This is a genomic window from Sulfitobacter sp. HGT1 (genome assembly GCF_013282155.1).
Lineage (GTDB): Bacteria > Pseudomonadota > Alphaproteobacteria > Rhodobacterales > Rhodobacteraceae > Sulfitobacter.
Genome location: NZ_BLWI01000008.1, coordinates 169,819 through 190,900 on the forward strand (window position 1 = coordinate 169,819; position 21,082 = coordinate 190,900).

The 21,082-nt window shown below is 52.6% G+C and carries 19 protein-coding genes; 2 read left to right on the forward strand and 17 right to left on the reverse strand.

Annotated elements, in window-relative coordinates:
• The first annotated feature begins 86 nt into the window (after positions 1-86).
• Together hpaR and HGT1_RS07085 are read left to right on the forward strand one after the other, a co-directional pair.
• Entirely contained in the window at positions 87-569 is a 483-nt protein-coding gene (hpaR, locus tag HGT1_RS07080) for a homoprotocatechuate degradation operon regulator HpaR (RefSeq protein WP_255200123.1), read from the forward strand.
• Complete coding sequence (locus HGT1_RS07085) at positions 566-2,185, forward strand: thiamine pyrophosphate-dependent enzyme (RefSeq protein WP_176249231.1); 1,620 nt, start codon at positions 566-568, stop codon at positions 2,183-2,185. The genes hpaR and HGT1_RS07085 overlap by 4 nt, the downstream gene beginning before the upstream one ends.
• A gap of 42 nt (positions 2,186-2,227) precedes the next feature.
• Here HGT1_RS07085 and HGT1_RS07090 read toward each other — a convergent pair whose 3' ends face one another.
• The 17 genes from HGT1_RS07090 to HGT1_RS07170 form a co-directional block, all read right to left on the reverse strand.
• Positions 2,228-3,697, reverse strand: a complete 1,470-nt coding sequence (locus tag HGT1_RS07090) for a mannitol dehydrogenase family protein (RefSeq protein ID WP_176249232.1) — start codon at positions 3,695-3,697, stop codon at positions 2,228-2,230.
• Positions 3,698-3,736: 39 nt separating this feature from the next.
• On the reverse strand, positions 3,737-4,510 hold the full coding sequence (locus tag HGT1_RS07095; protein ID WP_176249233.1) for an L-iditol 2-dehydrogenase: 774 nt from the start codon (positions 4,508-4,510) through the stop codon (positions 3,737-3,739).
• Positions 4,507-5,511: an ABC transporter ATP-binding protein gene (locus tag HGT1_RS07100; protein WP_176249234.1), complete on the reverse strand. Its 1,005-nt coding sequence runs from the start codon at positions 5,509-5,511 to the stop codon at positions 4,507-4,509. Before HGT1_RS07100 ends, HGT1_RS07095 begins: the two co-directional genes overlap by 4 nt.
• A 13-nt stretch (positions 5,512-5,524) precedes the next feature.
• Entirely contained in the window at positions 5,525-6,355 is an 831-nt protein-coding gene (locus HGT1_RS07105) for a carbohydrate ABC transporter permease (protein WP_176249235.1), read from the reverse strand.
• Positions 6,356-6,367: 12 nt separating this feature from the next.
• Entirely contained in the window at positions 6,368-7,234 is an 867-nt protein-coding gene (locus HGT1_RS07110) for a carbohydrate ABC transporter permease (RefSeq protein WP_176249236.1), read from the reverse strand.
• Between the two features lie 144 nt (positions 7,235-7,378).
• Positions 7,379-8,692 carry a sugar ABC transporter substrate-binding protein gene (locus HGT1_RS07115; protein WP_176249237.1) on the reverse strand — a complete coding sequence of 438 codons (1,314 nt, stop codon included), beginning with the start codon at positions 8,690-8,692 and terminating at the stop codon, positions 7,379-7,381.
• Between the two features lie 109 nt (positions 8,693-8,801).
• Positions 8,802-9,839: a LacI family DNA-binding transcriptional regulator gene (locus tag HGT1_RS07120; RefSeq protein WP_255200124.1), complete on the reverse strand. Its 1,038-nt coding sequence runs from the start codon at positions 9,837-9,839 to the stop codon at positions 8,802-8,804.
• Between the two features lie 998 nt (positions 9,840-10,837).
• Positions 10,838-12,526, reverse strand: coding sequence for a methyl-accepting chemotaxis protein (locus HGT1_RS07125; protein WP_176249238.1), 1,689 nt, complete (start codon positions 12,524-12,526; stop codon positions 10,838-10,840).
• A 518-nt stretch (positions 12,527-13,044) separates the two neighbouring features.
• Positions 13,045-13,341 (reverse strand): hypothetical protein, encoded by a 297-nt coding sequence (locus HGT1_RS07130; RefSeq protein WP_176249239.1) that lies wholly within the window; start codon positions 13,339-13,341, stop codon positions 13,045-13,047.
• Between the two features lie 68 nt (positions 13,342-13,409).
• A complete protein-coding gene (locus tag HGT1_RS07135; protein ID WP_176249240.1) occupies positions 13,410-13,796 on the reverse strand; it encodes a response regulator in 387 nt (128 codons plus the stop codon).
• A complete protein-coding gene (locus HGT1_RS07140; protein ID WP_176249241.1) occupies positions 13,783-14,694 on the reverse strand; it encodes a protein-glutamate O-methyltransferase CheR in 912 nt (303 codons plus the stop codon). Before HGT1_RS07140 ends, HGT1_RS07135 begins: the two co-directional genes overlap by 14 nt.
• On the reverse strand, positions 14,691-15,164 hold the full coding sequence (locus HGT1_RS07145; protein ID WP_176249242.1) for a chemotaxis protein CheW: 474 nt from the start codon (positions 15,162-15,164) through the stop codon (positions 14,691-14,693). Before HGT1_RS07145 ends, HGT1_RS07140 begins: the two co-directional genes overlap by 4 nt.
• Positions 15,161-17,281 (reverse strand): chemotaxis protein CheA, encoded by a 2,121-nt coding sequence (locus HGT1_RS07150; protein WP_176249243.1) that lies wholly within the window; start codon positions 17,279-17,281, stop codon positions 15,161-15,163. The genes HGT1_RS07145 and HGT1_RS07150 overlap by 4 nt, the downstream gene beginning before the upstream one ends.
• Before the next feature lie 3 nt (positions 17,282-17,284).
• Positions 17,285-17,653, reverse strand: coding sequence for a response regulator (locus tag HGT1_RS07155; protein WP_176249244.1), 369 nt, complete (start codon positions 17,651-17,653; stop codon positions 17,285-17,287).
• Positions 17,650-17,928, reverse strand: a complete 279-nt coding sequence (locus HGT1_RS07160) for a hypothetical protein (protein ID WP_176249245.1) — start codon at positions 17,926-17,928, stop codon at positions 17,650-17,652. Before HGT1_RS07160 ends, HGT1_RS07155 begins: the two co-directional genes overlap by 4 nt.
• Before the next feature lies 1 nt (position 17,929).
• The gene (locus HGT1_RS07165; protein WP_176249246.1) at positions 17,930-18,487 is read right to left on the reverse strand and encodes a chemotaxis protein CheD; all 558 of its coding nucleotides are present in this window, start codon (positions 18,485-18,487) and stop codon (positions 17,930-17,932) included.
• Positions 18,488-18,532: 45 nt separating this feature from the next.
• Positions 18,533-21,061 carry a methyl-accepting chemotaxis protein gene (locus tag HGT1_RS07170; protein ID WP_176249247.1) on the reverse strand — a complete coding sequence of 843 codons (2,529 nt, stop codon included), beginning with the start codon at positions 21,059-21,061 and terminating at the stop codon, positions 18,533-18,535.
• Positions 21,062-21,082 lie beyond the last annotated feature (21 nt).

The window sequence follows — 21,082 nt, forward strand, 5'->3', positions numbered from 1 at the left end:
CTCCCCGGAGCCGCATGGATTTAGTTGACAAGTTAAGTATATTAATTAACATGTCAATCAAATTTAGCTAACCCGAAAGCCCCACCTTGACCAACGATCGCTCAAAACTGACGCAAACCGCACGATCCTTGCCGATTGCGCTGCTGCGCGCCCGCGAAACCGTGATGGGTCCTTACCGCGAAATGCTGAGCGAGACCGGCATCAGCGAACAGAAATGGCGGGTCTTGCGGGTGGTATCTGAATCCGGCCCGATGGAACAGACCGCCATCGCCAGCGCCGCCTGCCTGATGTTGCCCAGCCTGACCCGCATCCTGAGCGCGATGGAGAAAGACGGCCTGCTGACCCGCCACCCGGGCACCAAGGACAGGCGCAAATCCATCGTCACGATCAGCACAAAGGGGCAAACCCTGATCAACGATCATGCCGCCCGCTCTGCTGAAATCACACAGCAGCTTCATGCCCGCTTTGGCAGTGATCGCATATCTCAACTGCTGGACCTGCTTGAAGATCTGAAAGACGCTGATCTGACAGCGACACCTGATATCACCACAAAAGGACATACCCCATGAACAAGACAACCGCCGATATGATGGTCGATGCGCTCGTCGCAAATGGTGTCGATACGGTTTTTGGCATTCCGGGGGCGCATTCTTACGAGCTGTCCGATGCGCTTGCCCGGCGCGGCAATGACGTGCGTTTCATTCATACACGCCACGAACAAGGTGCCGGATATATGGCCTATGGCTATGCGAAATCCACTGGCAAGCCGGGGGTGTTTACGGTCGTGCCCGGCCCCGGTGTTCTGAATGCGGGGGCGGCGTTGTGCACGGCTTACGGCGGCAATGCCCCTGTGATGTGTCTGACCGGCAATATCATGTCGCACCTGATTGGTCAGGGGCGCGGGCAGTTGCATGAATTGCCCGACCAGCTAGCCACCTTGCGCGGGCTGACCAAATGGTCCGACCGCATCGATCACCCCTCGCAAACCGCCGATACAATGGCGCAGGCCTTTACCCAGATGCTGTCGGGCCGCCAGCGCCCTGTCGCGGTCGAAGTCCCGTGGGATGTGTTCGGGCAAAAACTGCCCGCGCCTGACCAATGCGCCGCCCCGATCCGGCAGGTCGTGATGGACCCTGATGCCATCGCCGCAGCCGCTAGGATGATTGCACAGGCCGAAAATCCGCTGATCATGGTGGGGGGCGGTGCGCTGGATGCAGCGGACCAAGTGCTTGCTTTGGTGGATAAAATTCAGGCTCCGGTCACGGCCCATCGCAGTGGCAAGGGAATCGTCGCTGAGGATCACCCGCTGTCGATGAACCTGATCGCATCCTATGATTATTTCCAGAAATGCGATTTGCTGATCGGGATCGGCAGCCGGCTTGAGCTGCAATTCATGCGCTGGCAATGGCGGCCCGAAGGGTTGAAGGTGCTGCGCATCGACATCGACCCGACCGAGATGGTGCGCCTGAAACCCGATCTGGGCGTCGTGGCCGATGCCGCCGACGCGACCGCTGCCCTCGTGGCGGCACTGGACGGGCATAGCGCGCCTGACCGCGCGGCTGAATTCGCCGACTACACCACCCGCGCCCACGAAGCCGCTCAAACGGTGCAACCGCAAATGAGCTATCTCGACGCGATCCGCCGCGCCCTGCCCCGTGACGGTTTCTTTGTCGAGGAAGTCAGCCAGATGGGCTTTACCGCACGGTTCGGGTTTCCCGTCTACAAGCCCCGCCAATATGTGACCTGCGCCTATCAGGACAATCTGGGTTTTGGGTATAACACCGCCCTTGGGGTCAAGATCGCCAACCCTGACAAGGCGGTTGTGTCGGTCAATGGCGATGGCGGGTTCATGTTCGGGATGCAGGAAATGGCCACCGCCGTGCAACAAGGCATCGCGGTCGTCGCGGTCGTCTTCAACAACAACGCCTATGGCAATGTGCGCCGCGACCAGATGAATGTGTTTAACGGGCGCGTGCTGGGCTCTGAACTGCACAACCCCGATTTTGTGGCGATGGCCCACAGCTTTGGCATGCGGGCCGAACGCGCCGAGACACCCCAAGCGCTTGAGACGGCGATTACCGAGGCGCTCAAGGCCAATGTACCTGCCTTGATCGAAGTACCCGTCGAGACCGGATCAGAGACGTCGCCGTGGTCGTTCCTGCACCCCGCGCCCCACGCAAGCTGATCCTAACAAAAAGGCCGCCTGATTGAACGGGCGGCCTTTCTTTCAGCTGTCGATATAGTGCTGCATCGCGGCGGTTGCGCCGTCTGACCAGATCATCCTGAGCCAATGATCAAAAGCAGCGGAAAAGGCCGCATTGCAGCCCAGATCGCCGTAAAGCCGGCTTTGGTCCAGCCACGCCTGCGGATTGGTTTTTGCCGCCTGTGCTGCGGCTTTCAGGTCCGCCCAATAGGGGTCATTCGGGGCGATTTCGGTCCCGTCCTCGCGGGTGCCTGCGCACATACGCGCCCACAAGGCTTCGACCAGCGCCAGGCCTTCGATTGCAGTGCCAGCGGCCAGCGCATCACGGATGATGGGCAGGACGAAACCGGGGTGGCGCGAACTGCCGTCAAAGGCCACGCGGCGCACCGTGTCGCGGATTTCAGGGTTGGAAAAACGCCCGTCGATCAGATCGATATAGGCCAGCGCGGTCATCCCCGGCACGGCATCCACATGCGGCGCGCTTTCAACGGTGCTGACCTTGAGCAGGAAGGCACGGATGGTCGGATGCGCCATGCAGCCCGAAATGGTTTCGATGTTCAAAATCTCGCCCGGATTGGCGATGATCTGATGGCCCGCATTCAACAAACGCAGTTTCATCGCCTCGAAGGCGTGGACATCATCGGTAAAGGTGGCACCTGCACGGTCCCAGTCGGGGCGGCCTGCGCAGAACGTGTCTTCGATCACCCATTGGCGGAAATTTTCATGGGTGACAGGGGCGCTATCAATCACGCCAAATTCGCGGGCAAGGGCCAGTTCGGCAGGCCCCGTCGCGGGCACGATGCAATCGACCATCGCATTCGGGAAAGTGCATTGCGCGTCGATCCAAGCCGCGAGATCAGGGTCGGACAGTTGCGCCAAGCCCACCACGGTCTGACGCAGGATCGCGCCGTTGCCTTGCAGGTTGTCGCAGGATTGGCAGGTAAAGGGCCCATGGCCCGCCGCGCGGCGCAGCTTCAACGCTGCGATCATCGCCCCGAATGCGGTCTTGGGTGTGGCAGGCTGCGCCGCATCATGAACCATATCGGGATGGGCGGCATCAAACCCGCCTGCCCCGTTCTGGTAATACCCGCCTTCGGTCACGGTCAGCGACACAATGCGGATTGCAGGGTCGGCCATTTGCGCGATCAGCGCGGCATTGTCATCCTCGACCGGAACGAAACCGATCATTGATCCGGTGATTTCCGCCGATTTCCCCTTGGGGTCCAGTTCGATCAGGGTCGACAGGTAATCCTGCGCCTTCAGGCGTTCGCGCTGCGCGGTATCGGCGGCACGCACACCCGCGCCGATAATGGCCCAGTCATGGGCAAGCCCCATGTCCATCAAACGGTGCAGATACCATGCCTGATGGCCGCGGTGAAAGTTGCCAAGGCCGATGTGCACGATCCCCGGAGACAGGTCTGCGCGCTTGTAGGACGGCACGCGAATGTCTGAAGGAAGGTCTTTGAGGGTCTTAAGAGTCAACGGCTGGGCCATCAATTTCTCCGGTTCGGGGGGATAGGATGACGGACGCGCCTAGCTCATCCATTGACCGCCGTCGACGTTATACGTCTGCGACACGATGTAGTCAGATTCAGCCGAGGCAAGGAAGATCGCCATGCCCGTCAAATCCGCAGGAACAGCAAAGCGCCCGGCAGGCACCCCTGCTGCGACTTCGGCCTTTTTCTGACCGGGTTTCTTGTTTTCCAGCTTGGCAAACATCGCATCGACATGATCCCAATGCGCGCCGTCCACCACACCGGGGGCGATGGCGTTGACGTTGATGCCGTGGCGGATCAGATCAAGGCCCGCCGATTGCGTCATCGAAATCACCGCCGCCTTCGTCGAACAATAGACCAGCACAACCGCCTCTCCGCGACGGCCCGCTTGGGACGCCATATTGATGATCTTGCCGCCGTGGCCCTGCCGGATCATCTGCTTTGCTGCCGCCTGCATGGTGAACAACGTGCCCGCCACGTTCACGGCATAAAGCTTGTCATAGCTGGCGCGGGTGATGTCGACGGTCTCAGAGGCGTCGAACAAAGCCGCGTTGTTGATCAGGATGTCGAGCTTGCCCGCGTGATCCACGACCGATGCAATGGCCGCATCAATGCTGGCCTGATCGCTGACATCAATCTGAACCGCATAGGCCGCATCGCCCAGGCCGGCGGCCGCTGCCTGTGCTGCTTCAAGGTTGATATCCGCAATCGCCACGCGCGCCCCTTCGGCGATATAGGCCTCGGCAAAGCCCAGACCGATGCCACGGGCAGCGCCCGTAATCAGGGCCGATTTTCCCTCAAGCCGTTTCATGCGATCCGCAGCCCTTTTTTATCAAAGCGGTGAATCTTGTCTGCCTGCGGTGTCAGGTGGATCGTGTCGCCATAGCGCAACCCGACCTCGCCCGTGGCCCGCACGGTCATGGGTTCGTCCATTTCGGCCAGATGCACATGGAAGAACGTGTCAGAGCCAAGGTGTTCGGCCACGCCGACCTTGCCCACAAAGCTGCCGCCGCTTTCGACGATGTCCATGTGTTCAGGACGGATACCAATATGCATCGCGTCATGTCTGGCTGCGGTTTCCCCGCCGATGATGTTCATCTTGGGGCTGCCGATAAAGCCCGCAACAAACAGGTTGCGCGGCGTGTGATACAATTCGAGCGGCGTGCCGACCTGTTCGATATGGCCCGCGCGCAGCACCACGATCTTGTCTGCCATTGTCATGGCTTCGACCTGATCGTGGGTCACGTAGATCATTGTTGTTTCAAGCTTTTTATGCAGCTCGGAAATTTCCAGACGCATCCCCACGCGCAGGGCCGCATCAAGGTTGGACAAAGGTTCGTCAAACAGGAAGGCCGAAGGTTCGCGCACAATCGCACGGCCGATCGCCACGCGCTGACGCTGACCGCCCGACAATTGCCCCGGACGGCGGTCCAGATAATCAGTCAGGTTCAACGCCTTGGCTGCGGTTTCGATGCGGCGGTTCTGTTCCTCGACCGGCATATTCGCCATTTTCAGCGGAAAGGCGATGTTCTTGCGCACCGACATATGCGGATACAGGGCGTAGGATTGGAAAACCATCGCCAGCCCGCGCTTGGCCGGTGGCAGGTTTGTGGCTGGCTGACCGTCAATGCGGATTTCGCCGCCCGTGACATCCTCAAGCCCCGCAATCAGACGCAGCAAGGTGGATTTACCGCAGCCCGACGGGCCGACGAAAACCACGAACTCACCGTCTTCGATGGTCAGGTCCAGCGGTGGAATAACCTCCACTTCGCCGAATTTCTTTTGCACTTTCTCGAGCGTGATGCGTCCCATGAGAAATCCTTCCTTATTTGACGGCGCCGAAGGTCAGGCCCCGGACGAGTTGTTTCTGGCTGAACCAGCCCATGATCAGGATCGGCGCGATGGCCATAATCGAAGCCGCACTGAGCTTGGCGTAGAACAAACCCTCGGGTGCCGAAAAGCTGGCAATGAACTTGGTCAAGGGTGCTGCGTCAACGGTGGTCAGCAGGATGGTCCAGAATGCTTCGTTCCAGGCCAGAATGACATTCAGCAGAATGGTCGATGCAATCCCCGGCAATGCCATTGGCGTCAGCACATACAGGATTTCGTTTTTCAGGCTCGCCCCGTCCATCCGCGACGCTTCGAGGATCTCACCGGGAATTTCGCGGAAATAGGTGTACAGCATCCAGACAATGATCGGCAGGTTGATCAACATCAGCACGACGACCAGCAACAGACGGCTGTCCATCACGCCAAAGTATTTCGCAATCAGCACAAGCGGATACAAAACCCCGACGGCGGGCAACATCTTGGTCGACAACATCCACAACAAGACATCCTTGGTCCGATCGCCCGGCACAAAGGCCATCGCCCAAGCCGCCGGAACCGCGATCACGATCCCCAAAAGCGTCGATCCAACTGCGATGATGATCGAGTTCATCAAGGCCAGCGGATAATTCGACCGTTCCAGCACGTCGTGATAGTTCTGAACCGTCCAGTCAAAGAAGAACCAGACCGGCGGGTCGGAAATCGCGGTGCTTTCCGCCTTGAAGCTGGTCAGGAATGTCCACAGGATCGGAAAAAAGATCAGCAGACCGAAACCCCATGCCAGGGCTGTCCACATCAGTTTTTTGCGGGGAGATATTGCGCGTGCCATGATCTGTACCCTTCAGTTATCGATGTTTTTGCCGACAATGCGCATCAGGAAGATGGCAATGATATTGGCAAGGATGACGGCGACGATCCCGCCCGCTGAGCCCAGACCGATGTTCTGGCTTTCAAGGACGCGCTGGTAGACCAGATAGGTCAATGTGCGTGTGCCAAAGGCCCCGTTGGTGGTCACGAAAATCTCGGCGAAGATCGACAGCAAAAAGATTGTCTGGATCAGGATCACCACGGTAATGGCGCGCGAAAGATGCGGCAGGATGATGTACCAGAACCGCGCCAGCGGCGGTGCGCCATCAATTTCGGCGGCCTCAAGCTGTTCGCTGGACAGCGATTGCACCGCCGTCAGCATGATCAATGTCGCAAAGGGCAGCCATTGCCATGCCACGATGATCACGATCGACAGCAACGGGGATTGGCTCAGGAAATCATAGGGTTGCATACCAAAGAACTTGTAGAAGTATGAAAACAGCCCGTTATCCACATTGAAGAACATGTTCTTCCAGACCAGCGCCGACACGGTGGGCATGACGAAAAACGGTGCGATCACCAGAATGCGGACAATGCCCTGACCGAACATCGGCTGATCCAGCAGCAGCGCCAGAAGAATACCGCCCGTGATCGTGATGGCCAGAATGCCGCCCACCATCCAAAGGGTCGTCCCGACCGATGACAGGAACGATGAGGACGACACAAACCGGACGTAGTTATCAAACCCGATCCACGCATCGAACACACCGCGCATCGGGCGATAATCTGCAAAGGAAAAATACAGCGTCATGCACAAGGGGATCAGCATCCACACCAACAGCAGAAAAACGGCTGGGGCGATCATGATGCGCGCGGCTGATTTGGAATGTTCTGTCGCCATGTCAGGCTCCTTCCGACAAGATAAGCAGGACCTTACGAAGACCGCGTACGCGACCTGCGAAAACACCTAGCATACAACTGTGGGGTGGTTCAGGGAAATCCGGGGCAGGTACGCCCTGCCCCGGACTGGAAGATAAGCGTCGGCTTAGTAGCCCGCTGCTTCCATTTCTTCGGTGGTCAGCGCTTGCGCTTTTGCAAGGGCTTCTTCAGCAGTCTGGTTGCCGGCAAGTGCATCCGAGAACTGCTGACCGACCTGGTTGGCAATGCCCGCAAATTCAGGGATCGCAACAAACTGGACACCTGTGTAAGGCACTGGCTTTACAGTTGGGTTTGTCGGGTCTGCGGACAGAATGCTATCAAGCGTCATTTGCGCAAATGGTGCAGCAGCAAGGTAGTCGGCGTTTTCGTACAAGGATGTACGTGTGCCCGGAGGTACGTTTGCCCAACCTTCGTTACCCGCAACAAGTTCTGCATAGGCCGGGCCGGTTGCCCAAGAGATAAAGGTTTTCGCGGCGTCCTGCTTTTCAGAAGAAGACGGGATCGCCAAGGACCATGCCCACAGCCAGTTGCCGCGCTTGCCCAGACCGTTGTCAGGTGCCAATGCAAAACCGACTTTGTCTGCGACAGTTGAATCTGCGCCTGTCACAAAGGATGCCGCAACGGTTGCGTCGATCCACATGCCACATTTTCCTTGCTGGAACAGTGTCAGGTTTTCGTTGAAACCGTTGTTGGCGGCACCAGCTGGACCGGATTCATTCATCATACCCAGATAGAAGTTCAGGGTATCGGCCCATTCAGGGCTGTCGAACTGTGCGTTCCATTCTTCGTCGAACCAACGTGCGCCAAAGGAGTTGGACATCGCTGTCAGGAAGGCACCGTTTTCGCCCCAGCCTGCTTTGCCGCGCGCACAGATGCCGTTGATGTCGTTTTCACGGTCGGTCATTGCGGCTGCGGCTTCACGGATGAATGTCCATGTTGGCGCGTCCGGCATTTCAAGCCCGGCTTTTTCCATCAGGTCTGTGCGATACATAACCATCGAGGATTCACCATAGAACGGCGATGCGTACAGTTCGCCGTCAACAGTCAGACCGCCAGCGATCGCAGGCAACAGGTCGTCCTTGTTGAAATCATCGGCCATGCCTTCGTTCAAGGACACCAGCCAGCCGTTGTTGGCCCAGATTGGCACTTCGTATGTGCCGATTGTCATAACATCATAGGCACCGCCACCGGTGGAGATGTCTGTTGTCAGGTTTTGACGCAGAACGTTTTCTTCCAGCGTGACCCATTCGACTGTGATGTCGGGGTGCTTCGCGTTGAAGTCCTCGGTCAGACCCTGCATGCGGATCATGTCACCGTTATTGACAGTTGCGATTGTGATTGTCGTACCATCCGCGGCTGCGATGCCAGCAGACAGACCGAAGCCGACCGCAGAGGTCAGCAAGAGTTGCTTCATGTTCATGGTTGTCCTCCCAAAGACTTTTACACGTGTCAACACTAGGTCCAAGATCGCACAACCGTCAACTTAATATTTCAAATATTAACGCCGCAACGCAGCAAACGGAAAGAATTCAGGCGGATTCCCGGATCTTCAGCACGCCATCCATAAGCTGAACCGTCTGATTGTCTTGAGAATTTTCCGCGCGCAACTTTTCGATCAGCCGATCGATGGCCGCCTGCCCTATCGCCTCAACATTCTGGGCCACGGTCGTCAGTGTCGGGATCAGGAAGGGGCAAAGCGGGTAATCATCATGCCCCGCGATTCGCAAACCGCCCTGACGCAGCGCCCCCGGCTCAAGCCCGTGATGCGCCGCGGCCCGTAGCGCCCCGATTGCCACACGGTCATTCGCGCACAGGATCGATGAATTGATAAACTCACCCTTCGAAAAATACGCATTCAGGACCGCCAGCCCATGCGCCTCGAAATACCCGCCCGCATCAACCTCCTCGGTGCCGATAATGACGGGCTCATGCCCCAGCTCCTCCATCTTGGCGATATATGCCGCCTCACGCTCAAGGGCGTTAAAGTTCACACGCGGCATCGCCAGAAACACCGGCGGACCACCGACACGGTTCAGGTATTCTGTAATTATTCCAGTGCTTTGAACATGGTCGGTCCCAACAAAATCCACCTGGGACAAGCGGGCAGGACGTGAATCCATCAGCACAAAAGGCAGCCTTGAATTCAGCCTTTCATAGACCTTCAGGTCACTGTGATTGCCCAGTGGGGCAACGACCGCCCCATCCACATTCATAGACAGAAACGTCTCGGCAGCGCGGGCTTCGATATCGGGGTCCGCATGCGAACATTGCGTGATAACGGTATAGCCTGCCCGCATGGCAGCACGCTCAATCGCCTCAAGCAGACGTGTAAAAAAAAGGTCATTCAGATAGGGGATAATCACGCCGATCATCCCGGTCGACTTCCGATTCATCCGCGTGGCAAAGAAGTTCGGCGTGTAATCCACCTGCTCCAACCCGCTGCGAATACGCTCGACCGAGGACTTGCTGACCTTTGAAGGATCCTGAAAATAACGTGACAAAGTCGGTCGCGACACACCGATCGCGGCTGACAGCTCCTCCATCGTATGGATCTCAGGCTTTGACATGTGTAAAATTTCCTTCACTACCATTGCTGAAATGAACAGTAAGGTAAAAAAATGGAAATGTCGCCACGGAGATTTTCACATGCGGTAAAATACCCGACAAAATATTGCCATTTCCCAAGCAGATGTCATTCAGAACCACGTCCAAAGCATCGCGCAGCGCCCAAGACCCAGGACCCAGGACCCAGGACCCAGGACCCAGGACCCAGGACCCAGACATGATCCCGAGCCGCGTCATAGCAAGCTGTGAGTTTCTGGACATCGGCTTGTGTTTGTCGACAACACCGCCATCAGGGTCGTGACAAACGCCCGGGGGCTGCAATACTCGATCTGGGCTACAAGTTTCTAAGTCAAACTGCTTCGCAGCATTTGTTCGGCGACCACACTGATATGGTGTCTTTGGCATGGAAGATCGAAATCAAGCAGCGCGCCCCGGTTCAATTCACTCATCCGGGGCTTCTGGTCTCGCTTTCAAATCGATTAATAACCTGCGCTCCGCCCAACCTTGGTGCCCCCGCCTCCTTGCCTTTCGCCTTTCGCGGGCCGCAAGATCCATTTTGTAAAGAAACTACTCGGATTGCGCGGCCCACCGCTTCGCCGTCCATGGACACCCGCCGTTATCCCCAAGGGGATCTCCCGCTACCGGTTACAGAGCACCATCGCCCCTTCAAAATCTCATGGATTTAAAATTGCTGCCGACCATTTTCGCTGATGCCGCTCTACACCCCTTAATAATCCGGGTTACAACCCGCGCGTCAGAAAACGCCACTGAGGAAACCGGTCCCAACCAAAGGCTTCGCGTTGAATGACCAGCACGGATATTCAACGCCGTCCACTTTCATTGCTTAATTGATGCAATATTAAACCGAGCGTTGACCCCCGCCTGGAAATCCGAAAGCTGGCAGGAAGGCCCGCCAACACCTGCAAGGAAGAAAGGCCATCCAGACCAGCCGCACGGGTATGATAGAGCTGCCCGCCCCTAGTCGCGTAGGTTTCGATGTCTATGCCGTTTTTCGGGCCATCGAATTTGCGCCGGTCGTTTGAAACCGCTCGGTCAATTCACGCAGCGTACTGGCGTTCTGGGCCAGGCTAAGACAGGCGGCGTTGGTTTGCTCAAACCGTGCGGCGTTACGCTGCGTAGCGGATCCCAAATCACCTACAGAAGCGTTTACAGATGATATCTCTACACTTTGCCTTTGCGTGCTTTCCGCGATTTTTTCCATTTTCGAAGTTATCGCCAGAACGCCGGCAACAACCTTTTCCAGGGCAGAAACGCTATCCGCGATCTTATTTGATCCATTCGCCACCTGCTCCTCTGATCGGGTGATGATTGTCCGGATGTCTGTCGCACTTTCCGCCGACCGCTGCGCAAGAGCTCTCACTTCTGATGCGACAACCGCAAATCCTCTTCCGGCATCACCTGCCCGTGCAGCTTCAACACCAGCATTCAGCGCCAAAAGGTTTGTCTGAAAGGAAATCGCGTCAATAACCTCAACAATTTTGGCAATTTCTTCAGCTTCCGTCTTGATCGACTGCATCGCAACAGAAGCATCTGACACAATTTCACCGCTTCGTTTTGCACTGGTTTGCGCAGTTTGCGAAGACCCGTTTACCTCGTCAACATTCGCCGCATTTTCTTTAACTATCCGAGTAAGCGCATCCAACGCATTGGAAGTCTTCCCAAGGGTCATGGCCTGTTGTTCAGTTTGGAGCGCTAAATCATTGGTGGAAATCGAAATCTCATGAATTTCTGCATCCATTTGCAACGATCGGCTGGCAACTTCGGACACCATTTCTTCCAACGCTTGTACCGCAGCGTTGAAGCCATTCCTCAATTCATCATACTCTTCCGGAAGCGATCCCGAGATGCGCGCAGTCAAATCACCCGATTGCAAACGCCCCAAAGCAACACGCAGGGCATCAACCACAGAGGCCTGCTCCTCAGACTTTGCGCGATCACGCTCCATATGATCGTTCTGTAATTTGAGCGTCTCGGCCTCACTCGCTTGCCGCGTCGTTTCGGCATTTTCAAGTTGAACGATGGTGGCTTCAGCGCGCTCTTGCGCTGACTGCGCCTCCTGTTTGGCTGTCTCGGCTTGTTTCTGCGCTGTTTGAGCAAGCGTGCGTGCCGTATCTGAAATTGCCAAACTCTCAGAAAGTTCATCAGCTTTCAAACTCATTTCCACTTCAAGGCCCTTCAACTGAAGCACAGTAATCACCAACGCCGCCGTCTCAAGCACAACTATGACAGCATGAAACGAGGTGCGCTCGATATTCTCCCAAACCCCGCCAGAGGGGTAAATCAAAGAGGGCATCAGTACAGAGAGCGACGCGTGATGGATTGCGATAACCCCAGCGGCCACAATGAGCGATGGAACACTCCGCAAAACAACCAACGATGCGAGCAATGCAAAATACAGCATGTGACTGTCAATCTGCCAAGGATGACCTTGAAAAGCCCCGTTTAACGCAATTGCCTGGCCAGTAAGTGCAATCGCCGCCCCGACTGGCACCAGCAATGGCTTGCTGAGTGCCATCGATGCTCCCAATATCAAAAAGCTGATTGAGACTGCGCTCGCCCAAACGATGTTACTGCCAATAGCAAATGCAGCAAGGACAACGCACGGGAAAAGCAATATTGCTCCTCCAAAGATCAGTTTAGCAGATGTTGAAAGTGAACTTATTGTCACAACGGTTAACTCCTTGAAGGCAGAGACTTTGGATTGACTGAAAATCCGCAAATTCCCGCTAACACACTAGCGGGAAGCATTCGGTATCCAGCAGATTTGAGGTTGGCATGCCCACTTGGCGGCAACATAACCATAGTTGAAAATCGCGAACTTCGCGGACCCAGCTCACGGCCACCAACAGAGGAAACTGATTGAAACAACGGCCTAATAGGTTCGAGAGAGATGACTAGGTAAATACCATTTTTATCCAAATCGCCCACGGTTGGTCCAATTGCTGCCAAAGGCCCAACCCCCAGGGAAAATAGAATTGTTACGAAAGACCAAGACAAATTTCCAAACATCGCAAGTCCAAAATTACACGATAAGCAGTTATATGCAGAATATAAAAAATGAAACCTTAAGACGTGAAACCAATATAACACCAAATTCAGTTAAACAGGGCAATTTGGACCGCGATATATGAAGATCAACTGCTAGCACATTGGGGTGAAACCATAAACGTAATAGCGGCGGACAGACTAGCAACTCGTCGCGTCTTGAAAGAATGTTACATCCTCTTCTTCAGTAGGTTTACCGAAAACCGCACCAGATAAATTCCTTCTTGTTTGCCCCAGATGGAGAAGATCTAGACAATCGGATATATTGACTTTCACTTCAAGGCTCTCGCTCTCACACAGACCTTTTAAAAATCTTTGAATGTCTTCTGCGGTTTGAATAAGCAAGTCCACATTCTGTAGTGAAATCACATCGTCTTTTCCAATATTACCATCAGTCTTTGATATTTTCATAAATGCGATTTCGACTTCGCGCGCCATTGTCTCTATCCTAAAGATTTCGCCTTCCAGGTTCTTTACAATCTCACCCAAGTTAAGAAGCACCCTTGTCATAAACGCCCTGTGACGGTTTCGAGGCACGCCCTCATCTTTGCAGTGTCAAATGGTTTCGGTAGAAAGTTATTCAGACCCCACTTTTGAGCTTCCGCTAAGATTTCTTTAGTCATCGAACCACTTACCAATATAAATCCGATTCTTGATGTCAATTTTTGAGCCCTTAAATTTGCAAGCAATTGCAATCCAGTCATTCCAGGCATATGCTGATCTGATATCACCAGGTGGAACCCTTCCCGAGTAGCCTTGTCGAAGGCAATATCCCCAGAGTTACATACATCAACATTTGCAATTCCAATTTCATCCAGTGCATTACAAATTAGACCCCTGCTCACACTGGTATCATCCGCAACCAAAATTTTTACTGAATCACGTAATAACATTAAGACTCTCCATGTGCTCAATATTCTGACTTCTCAGCGCTTGAGGGCGGCGGAAGGACGTCGGTCCAAATAGCTCCAGCCTATCCATCAACTCAGGGCCGATGCGTTCCGAATGCCCAATGAACAAAGCGCCATCTGGGTCCAAAACAGCTTCCAAACCTGTCCAAATTTTCGACTGCGTTTCTGGCGGCATATAGATTGCAACATTTCTGCAAAAAATTACTTGGAATGGGCCAGAAACTGGCCAAGGCTCGATAAAATTAAGATACCTAAATGTTGTAAGTGCCTTTAATTTTTCCTGAACGCACAGGTTATCACTGTCCTGTTCTGGCTCAAAAATATCTTCGACATAGCGCTGAGGGACACTGGAAATAGATGCTCTTGAATAAACGCCAGCCTCTGCATGTTTCAACGTTTGAGTGTCAACATCCGTCGCCAAAATACGTATATCAAAATTGTGGGCGTCGGGGAAATTATTCAACAGAACCGCTGCGATACTATATGCTTCCTCACCACTCGAACAAGCTGCGGACCATAACCTCACGCGTGCTCCATTTTTGGCTTGTTTAATAAGCGAAGGAAGTATCTCATTTTCAAATATTTCGAAATGCCTAAGTTCGCGAAAGAACCGTGTCGTATTTGTCGTCAGCGCATTGATCATCAGGGACATCTCATGCCCCCCCGGATCATCTATTATATGCTGAATATAGCTATCAAAACTTGATAGTCCCAGTCGCCGCACATGTAAAGAAAGCCTTGAAGTTATCAAGCTCCCAGCACTCTCATCTAAGAGAACCCCAATTTTTTCTCCTAGCAGGGTCCTGATTTTATCAATAGCACTTACTGACAAGGTCAACTCTTGTCGTTTTTCCAGACTTGATCCGCTCATCATAGTCATACGCTTTCCTGTGCGGTCGTCATTGATGCTGCGAGGGACGCTATATCAAGTACGCGAAGCGTTTTATTATCCGAGATATATATCCCTTTTACGAACTGATTTTCCTTTTTCCCGCCCATTTGGGGCATAGGCTGGATGTCAGTTTGGGAAAGCTCAATGATGTCGGATACAGCCGTTACCAAGAAACCGACAATCTTCTTTTCGATTAATGTAATTATTATCACATCTCTCTCTTTGGATTCGCAAACACCCAAGCCCAAGCGTGCCGATAAGTCTACAATTGGAACGACCGCACCGCGTAAGTTCATAACACCCAGCACGTCTTTGGGAGCGTGGGGTAACATGGTGACATTTGTCCATCCGCGTATCTCCCGAACCAGTATGATATCCATACAAAAGTCCTGCGAACCAATAGAAAATGTAATTAATTCAAATTTTTCTGAATTACTGCTATCGTCTTCAATTTTCATGCGATTGCCTCAATGGATTGAATAGACCTTGATTGATCCACGGAAACCTGGTGGGTTATTTCATCTAGATCAACAATAAGAGCGATTTGCCCGTCACCAAGGATTGTTGCTGCCGCAACAAAAGGAACATGCCCATAATTAGACTCTAGACTTTTAATGACGACTTGCCTTTGGTCTCGAATCTTATCAACCGCGAGCGCGAAATGCTCACCTTTATCGTCTTCTACTATAACCAAAATTCCGTCATTGGTGTGATTCTTTATTGGCGCACAGCCAAATACTGCCCCTAATTCAATAATTGGCACCATCTTTTCGCGCACGGCGATCATCCGTGCTGCTGGGCCGATCTGATGAATTTGTGATGTATCAGGCCGAATAGTCTCAACGATTGCGGAAATGGGCACCACCATAGTCTCATCAGCGACATCGACAACCATTCCGTCCAGAACCGCCAGAGTAAGCGGTAGACTGATTGAGATGGTCGTCCCCGATCCCGGATGCGAAATGATCGCAACCCTCCCACCAAGGCGGCGGATTTCACTGTTTACGACATCCATCCCGACACCACGGCCTGAAAGGTTCGTGACAGACGCTGCAGTCGAAAAGCCCGGTAAGAACAGCAATCTATCAATGTCAGAATCAGAGAGCTGTGCAGTTTGCGGGACCAGGCCCTTTTCAATTGCCGACGAGAGAACCTTTTCTCTTTGAACGCCACCGCCATCGTCGATAACTTCAATAACAACGCGCCCCGACCGGTGGGCTGCAGAAAGCGTGACAGTCCCAATCCTGTCCTTCCCTGCTTGCGATCGTAGTGCGGCATCCTCCAAGCCATGGTCCACAGCATTCCTGAGGATATGAGTAAGGGGATCGACCAAACGTTCAATCACGGTTCGGTCGACCTCTGTATCCTCACCCTCAGTCGCAAATCGAACTTCCTTTCCAGCGATTTGGGCCGTCTCTCGCACTATCCTGGCCATACGCTGAAATAGTGGCTTCACAGATTGGGCGCGGATGGCCATAACGCCTTCTTGAATGGTTCTCGTAAGGGACTTGAAGTCTTCAAGCGTCGTCGAAAGTTGCCGCCCTCCAATACCATCTTGTTCTGTAATCGACTGCGTCATGACGGATTGGGTTATGACCAGCTCTCCGACTAAATTGATCAACTCGTCAACCAAATCCAGATCAACACGAACAGTCGCTTTCGGCGCAGCACTTATTGCACTTCTAATTGCAGATGGCTCCGCAGAATGAACCTCCCCGGCTGGGTCAGGAGCAGCGTTTGGTTTTTCCATAGTAGGAGTGCTAGCAGGATGCTTTGAAACGCTTTCTATCGGTGCGGAAACGGTTATATCGGCAACTTTGCTCGAAATTTCAATCTTTGCATATGGTTCCGAAAACTCGAATATCTCAAGAATTTCACTCTCAGATTGATTGGTCGAGAGAACCAGGTGCCACTCTATAGCTGGCTCAGCTTGATCCCATTTGAAATCACGATCAAATTTACACTGGACTTCCAAGACGCCCAAGGTTGAAAGTTCCCGAAAGATTTGCACCGGTTCATGCCCATTAGCATAGAGATCCAGTGTTGGTTTGAAGTATATCTCGAAAACACTTCCGTTGACATCTTCAACTGGCGGGAATTGCATCTCACCGCTTAATGCGAGCGGAGTAAATGCGGCGATACAGTCATCCTCTTCAGAAACACCCGCTCCAAATTTCATTGACCCCGATAGTGCTGATAGGTCTTTTATCTTTGATTCTAACTCTGCGGCTATAGGCTCCACATTCTCAGCACCAAGCGAAACCAGATCTGTCAAATAGTCTGCAGACGTGAAGAAAGTATTTATAATTTTTTGGTTTAGAGTTAGTTTACCGCTGCGTAGCTCGTCCAAAATCGACTCATACGCGTGGGCAAATTGCGTGATTGCATCTAATGAAAATGATGCAGCACCCCCTTTTACTGAATGAACCGCACGAAACATTCTATTAATTATTTCTGGATCAAGATTGGAAAAGTCCTCAGAGCCTTCAAGGGCGGTCAATCCATCAGTCAGATCTTCTAATTGCTCCTCACACTCCTGAAAGAACACCTGGCGAAGCTCAATAAGTGATGCCATTCCTCAGACCCTCGCAACGCGTCGTATTGCTGAAATAAGTGTCGTGTCATTGAATGGTTTTACAATCCAGCCTGTTGCGCCAATATTTCGGGCGCGATCCTTAAGTTCCGGGCTGCTTTCTGTACTTAGCACCAAAATGGGGACAGATGTTCCGCACACTCCGTTCCGGACGGCTTCAATCAATCCAAAGCCATCCATAACCGGCATGTTAATATCTGTAATTATTACATCAGGCTTGTTTTCAATTACCTTATCTACACCGTCAGCGCCATCTTCTGCAGTTGTCACTAGAAATCCGGCCTCTTCCAATGTCAGGCGCAAGAGATCACGCATTGTGCGGGAGTCATCAACTGCTAAAATACTCAAGCTCATGTTTTTTTTCCCTTTTCAAGAAGCTCCTGGGTCATCCCGAGCATTCTAAGATCATCTTCGAGACTTGAGGACACCTCGATCTGAAATTCGCATCCGGAATCCTCGCAAAACAACTTAAACCTTAGGAGAATTTCCGCAGGAAAAGCCCCAATAGAAACAACCCTCCGAGCATCAATAGTGATATCAGAGCCCGCGCTTTCAGATAGTAGTTTTGCGAATTCTACAGCCATTCCTGATTGTATTTTATCTGGAAGATCTATGGTTCTTTTATTCACATTATTCACCAAAAAACATAATTTCTTCTTTAGTTTCTAGCGGAGTGGAAGATATATTAGCTTCGGCTTCGCAATCATAAATTAGCCGTTGACTAACCTGCCCGGTGGAAGGGTTGAATCGTATTGCTCGGGCATGCTCACCGCCCAAGCTGCACGCAATGATCGGAAAACCTTCCATATCTAGAAATTTTGTTGCAAATTCACAATTCTTTATCCCAATATGCCCCATTATTCCGGACATGGTGGCTCCACCAAAGACTTTCGCTTGCAATTGTGATTTTCTCGCGCCAAGCTTTAATAGACCATTAATTAATACTTCCATTGCATATGCCCCGTATCTTTCCGAATTTGTGTCGCGATCTGACCCTGTTGCGAGCAGAAAATGGTTCATTCCACCTACTTTTAAAACTGGATCATATAGACAGGTCGCCACACAAGAGCCCAATAATGTCTTCACAATTACATTAGGGGAATTACTTACGTGAAACTCCCCCTGTGCGACAATAATTTCGTCTGACTTTACATCTCGCATTGGAGAGTCTGGCAAACTTAGCGACACTGAACGTTTCCTCCCCATGGCCCAAACGGCGTGATAATTTTGAATTTAAAAGTCTGTCCATGTACCTGACACAGAGTTCACAAGTTGATTTGATATTGGCGTATTTGGCCTTTTTTCACTTTCTTTCGGCTTTTCGATCTTCACGACCTTGGCACTTTTAGTGCCATAGGCGACGGATTTTTCAGCCAATTGAAAGTGGTTTAGGGTCTCGACCAAGGCAACTGCTTCTCTTTTTAGAGCTTCGCTTGCAGCGGTCGTTTCTTCTAATCTTGCTGCATTTTGCTGCGTAGACTGATCAAGTTTTGTAACGGAACTATTGATCTCTTCCAGGTTCAGCGATTGTTGCTGGGCGGAAGTCGCTATTTCTGAAACTTGCATCGATATATCATGAACTGAATTTGCGATCTCTTGAAGAGAACTGCCTGTTTCACCAACGAGATCCACACCAATTTTCACTTGAGCAACTGACTTCGCAATAAGTCCGTTTATTTCAGTCGCCGCTTCGGAAGATCGCTGTGCAAGGGCTCTCACTTCAGATGCAACAACGGCGAAACCTCTACCTGCTTCACCAGCCCTCGCGGCCTCGACCCCTGCGTTCAATGCCAATAGGTTTGTTTGAAATGCGATATCATCGATTACCTTGATTATGGATGCTACTTTTTTGGAGGACGTTGAGATTTCATCCATTGCGGTCACAGTCTTCAAGACAACTACACCGCTTTTTTCGGCATTGTTTTGCGCCTCTGAAACGATTGCATTGGCTTTTTGAGCACCTTCTGCGGTTCCTCGAACAGCGGCTGTCAATTCGTCCAGCGCGGCAGCGGCCTGTTCCAAGGTAGCTGCCGTCCCCTCAGATCGACGCGAAAGGACCTCAGTTGTGCCGCTAATATCTTGGGATTCATTTCGGATTGTTTCAGCGCGATCGGCAATTCCCCTTAACGCCTGGCACATTTGACCGATTGCGCTGTTATAGTCCTGCCTCAGTTCCTCGTAACGGTCGGCAAATGGTTCAGACAGGTCGACATGCAGGTGGCCATCGCGCAGACGTTTGAATGCAACACGCAGGGCATTGACGACTTTCGCCCGCTCCTCGTTCAGCTCCGCACGTTCCCACTGGGCTTTTTCGGCGGCATGTTCGACTTCGGTGATATCGCGACCAAGCAAGATCAGACGGTAGGGCTTCTGGTCGGTCCCAATGACCGAAGTAATGCTGCCTTCAACAATAACGTCACACCCATCGGCACCCTGAAAACGCATTTTCCCAACGAAGGAACGGTCTTTTTTGAGTGTCTCATTCAGTTCTTCGAGGTCGCTCGAGATCAGGGAGGTCAATGTAGTGACGCCTGTCGGCTCAGTCCTTTTGATCGTAGCACTGAAAATTTCATTGGCGTCGAGCAGATTGCCATCCGGTGAAAACTCGGCGCGCAGTTGCGTTGTGTTCAGTTCGTTAATGAGTGCCGTATTTTTCCAGACATTCGTTACGTCCTGCCATTCTAGAACAAATCCGATTTTCTGATTGTCACTACCGTGTATCGCTTTGATTTTCATCGATATACGGACATCGTCCATAGAGATTATGGTCTCAAACGCCTCGCCATTTGAACCAATGTGATCCATCTTTTCCGCAGGGTTCGAGCCAAAGAAATCTAGCGGCTTTCCGACCAGATTTCTTGCGTCAAAATGTGGGAAACAGTTTTGAAATTGCTCGTTCCGGATTTTGCACATGTCTTCGAATGCCGGGTTGACCGCAAAGATCACGCCATTTTGGTCCGCGAGCACCAAAGCCGCCGAAGAACTATTGAAAGCCTCACGCTTAAAGCTTGCATCGCGGGCACCTGCGGCAGCGGCTTCCAGCTCTGCGCGAAGATGGTCGACCGCCTTTCCCGTTATACCGAATTCATCGGACCGCGAGGCACTGGCAACTTCTGTTGTAAACTCGCCAAGCCGTAACGCTTCCACTGTTTTGGTGAGCGCCGACATCGGTTTTAGTATTATGCCATGGAATGCTAGGATTGTTGCGCCAACCGCCAGAAACCCGGCAACGGCAGCGGCAATCAATGACTTTATCTGTGTGGCTTCCAGAAAATCGGCAAGGGGCCCCAACGACCAGCGCATTCCAAATGCGCCGACATTTCGCGCTTTTCCATACATGAGCGGAAATGCGAGTACCTTTTCGTTTGGTAAGTTTATGTGACTGTCCGCACCAAGAGCACTGCGTGCGAAGTTGGCCAATGTTTCATCAGGGTTGGGGCCGTGCTTTGCAATGATTGCCCCTTCGGCCCCCACAACGACAAAGCTGATATAAGAGGTTTCAACCCCTTCTTCGAATTGACCCAATAGCCCATCAATATCCCCATATTTTTCGAATGCGACAGGGGCAGGCAACGCGCTGGCAAGCAATTTTCCCTGGCCTTCGGCTTGTTTGGCCAAGGATTCACTTGCCAGATGCCCAAGCGAACTGTTCTGCAACATCAGCAGTGGCAGGACCACGACCGAGATCGATAGAACCACAGCAAAGGCAAACTTTGTTGCGACTGACCTGAAAATGCTCACGCGCTTTGGCATCGACGACATCTGGTTCTCCAAATCTGGGGG

What these genes read in the sequence shown, in the direction of transcription:
- HGT1_RS07085 (WP_176249231.1), top strand. Translation starts at nt 566, where the DNA reads ATGAACAAGACAACCGCCGATATGATGGTCGATGCGCTCGTCGCAAAT.
- HGT1_RS07100 (WP_176249234.1), bottom strand. Translation starts at nt 5,511, where the DNA reads ATGGGACGCATCACGCTCGAGAAAGTGCAAAAGAAATTCGGCGAAGTG.
- HGT1_RS07120 (WP_255200124.1), bottom strand. Translation starts at nt 9,839, where the DNA reads ATGTCAAAGCCTGAGATCCATACGATGGAGGAGCTGTCAGCCGCGATC.
- HGT1_RS07145 (WP_176249242.1), bottom strand. Translation starts at nt 15,164, where the DNA reads ATGAAAATTGAAGACGATAGCAGTAATTCAGAAAAATTTGAATTAATT.
- HGT1_RS07090 (WP_176249232.1), bottom strand. Translation starts at nt 3,697, where the DNA reads ATGGCCCAGCCGTTGACTCTTAAGACCCTCAAAGACCTTCCTTCAGAC.
- HGT1_RS07095 (WP_176249233.1), bottom strand. Translation starts at nt 4,510, where the DNA reads ATGAAACGGCTTGAGGGAAAATCGGCCCTGATTACGGGCGCTGCCCGT.
- HGT1_RS07155 (WP_176249244.1), bottom strand. Translation starts at nt 17,653, where the DNA reads ATGAGCTTGAGTATTTTAGCAGTTGATGACTCCCGCACAATGCGTGAT.
- HGT1_RS07115 (WP_176249237.1), bottom strand. Translation starts at nt 8,692, where the DNA reads ATGAACATGAAGCAACTCTTGCTGACCTCTGCGGTCGGCTTCGGTCTG.
- HGT1_RS07140 (WP_176249241.1), bottom strand. Translation starts at nt 14,694, where the DNA reads ATGACTATGATGAGCGGATCAAGTCTGGAAAAACGACAAGAGTTGACC.
- HGT1_RS07150 (WP_176249243.1), bottom strand. Translation starts at nt 17,281, where the DNA reads ATGGCATCACTTATTGAGCTTCGCCAGGTGTTCTTTCAGGAGTGTGAG.
- HGT1_RS07105 (WP_176249235.1), bottom strand. Translation starts at nt 6,355, where the DNA reads ATGGCACGCGCAATATCTCCCCGCAAAAAACTGATGTGGACAGCCCTG.
- HGT1_RS07135 (WP_176249240.1), bottom strand. Translation starts at nt 13,796, where the DNA reads ATGTTATTACGTGATTCAGTAAAAATTTTGGTTGCGGATGATACCAGT.
- HGT1_RS07110 (WP_176249236.1), bottom strand. Translation starts at nt 7,234, where the DNA reads ATGGCGACAGAACATTCCAAATCAGCCGCGCGCATCATGATCGCCCCA.
- HGT1_RS07170 (WP_176249247.1), bottom strand. Translation starts at nt 21,061, where the DNA reads ATGTCGTCGATGCCAAAGCGCGTGAGCATTTTCAGGTCAGTCGCAACA.
- HGT1_RS07130 (WP_176249239.1), bottom strand. Translation starts at nt 13,341, where the DNA reads ATGGCGCGCGAAGTCGAAATCGCATTTATGAAAATATCAAAGACTGAT.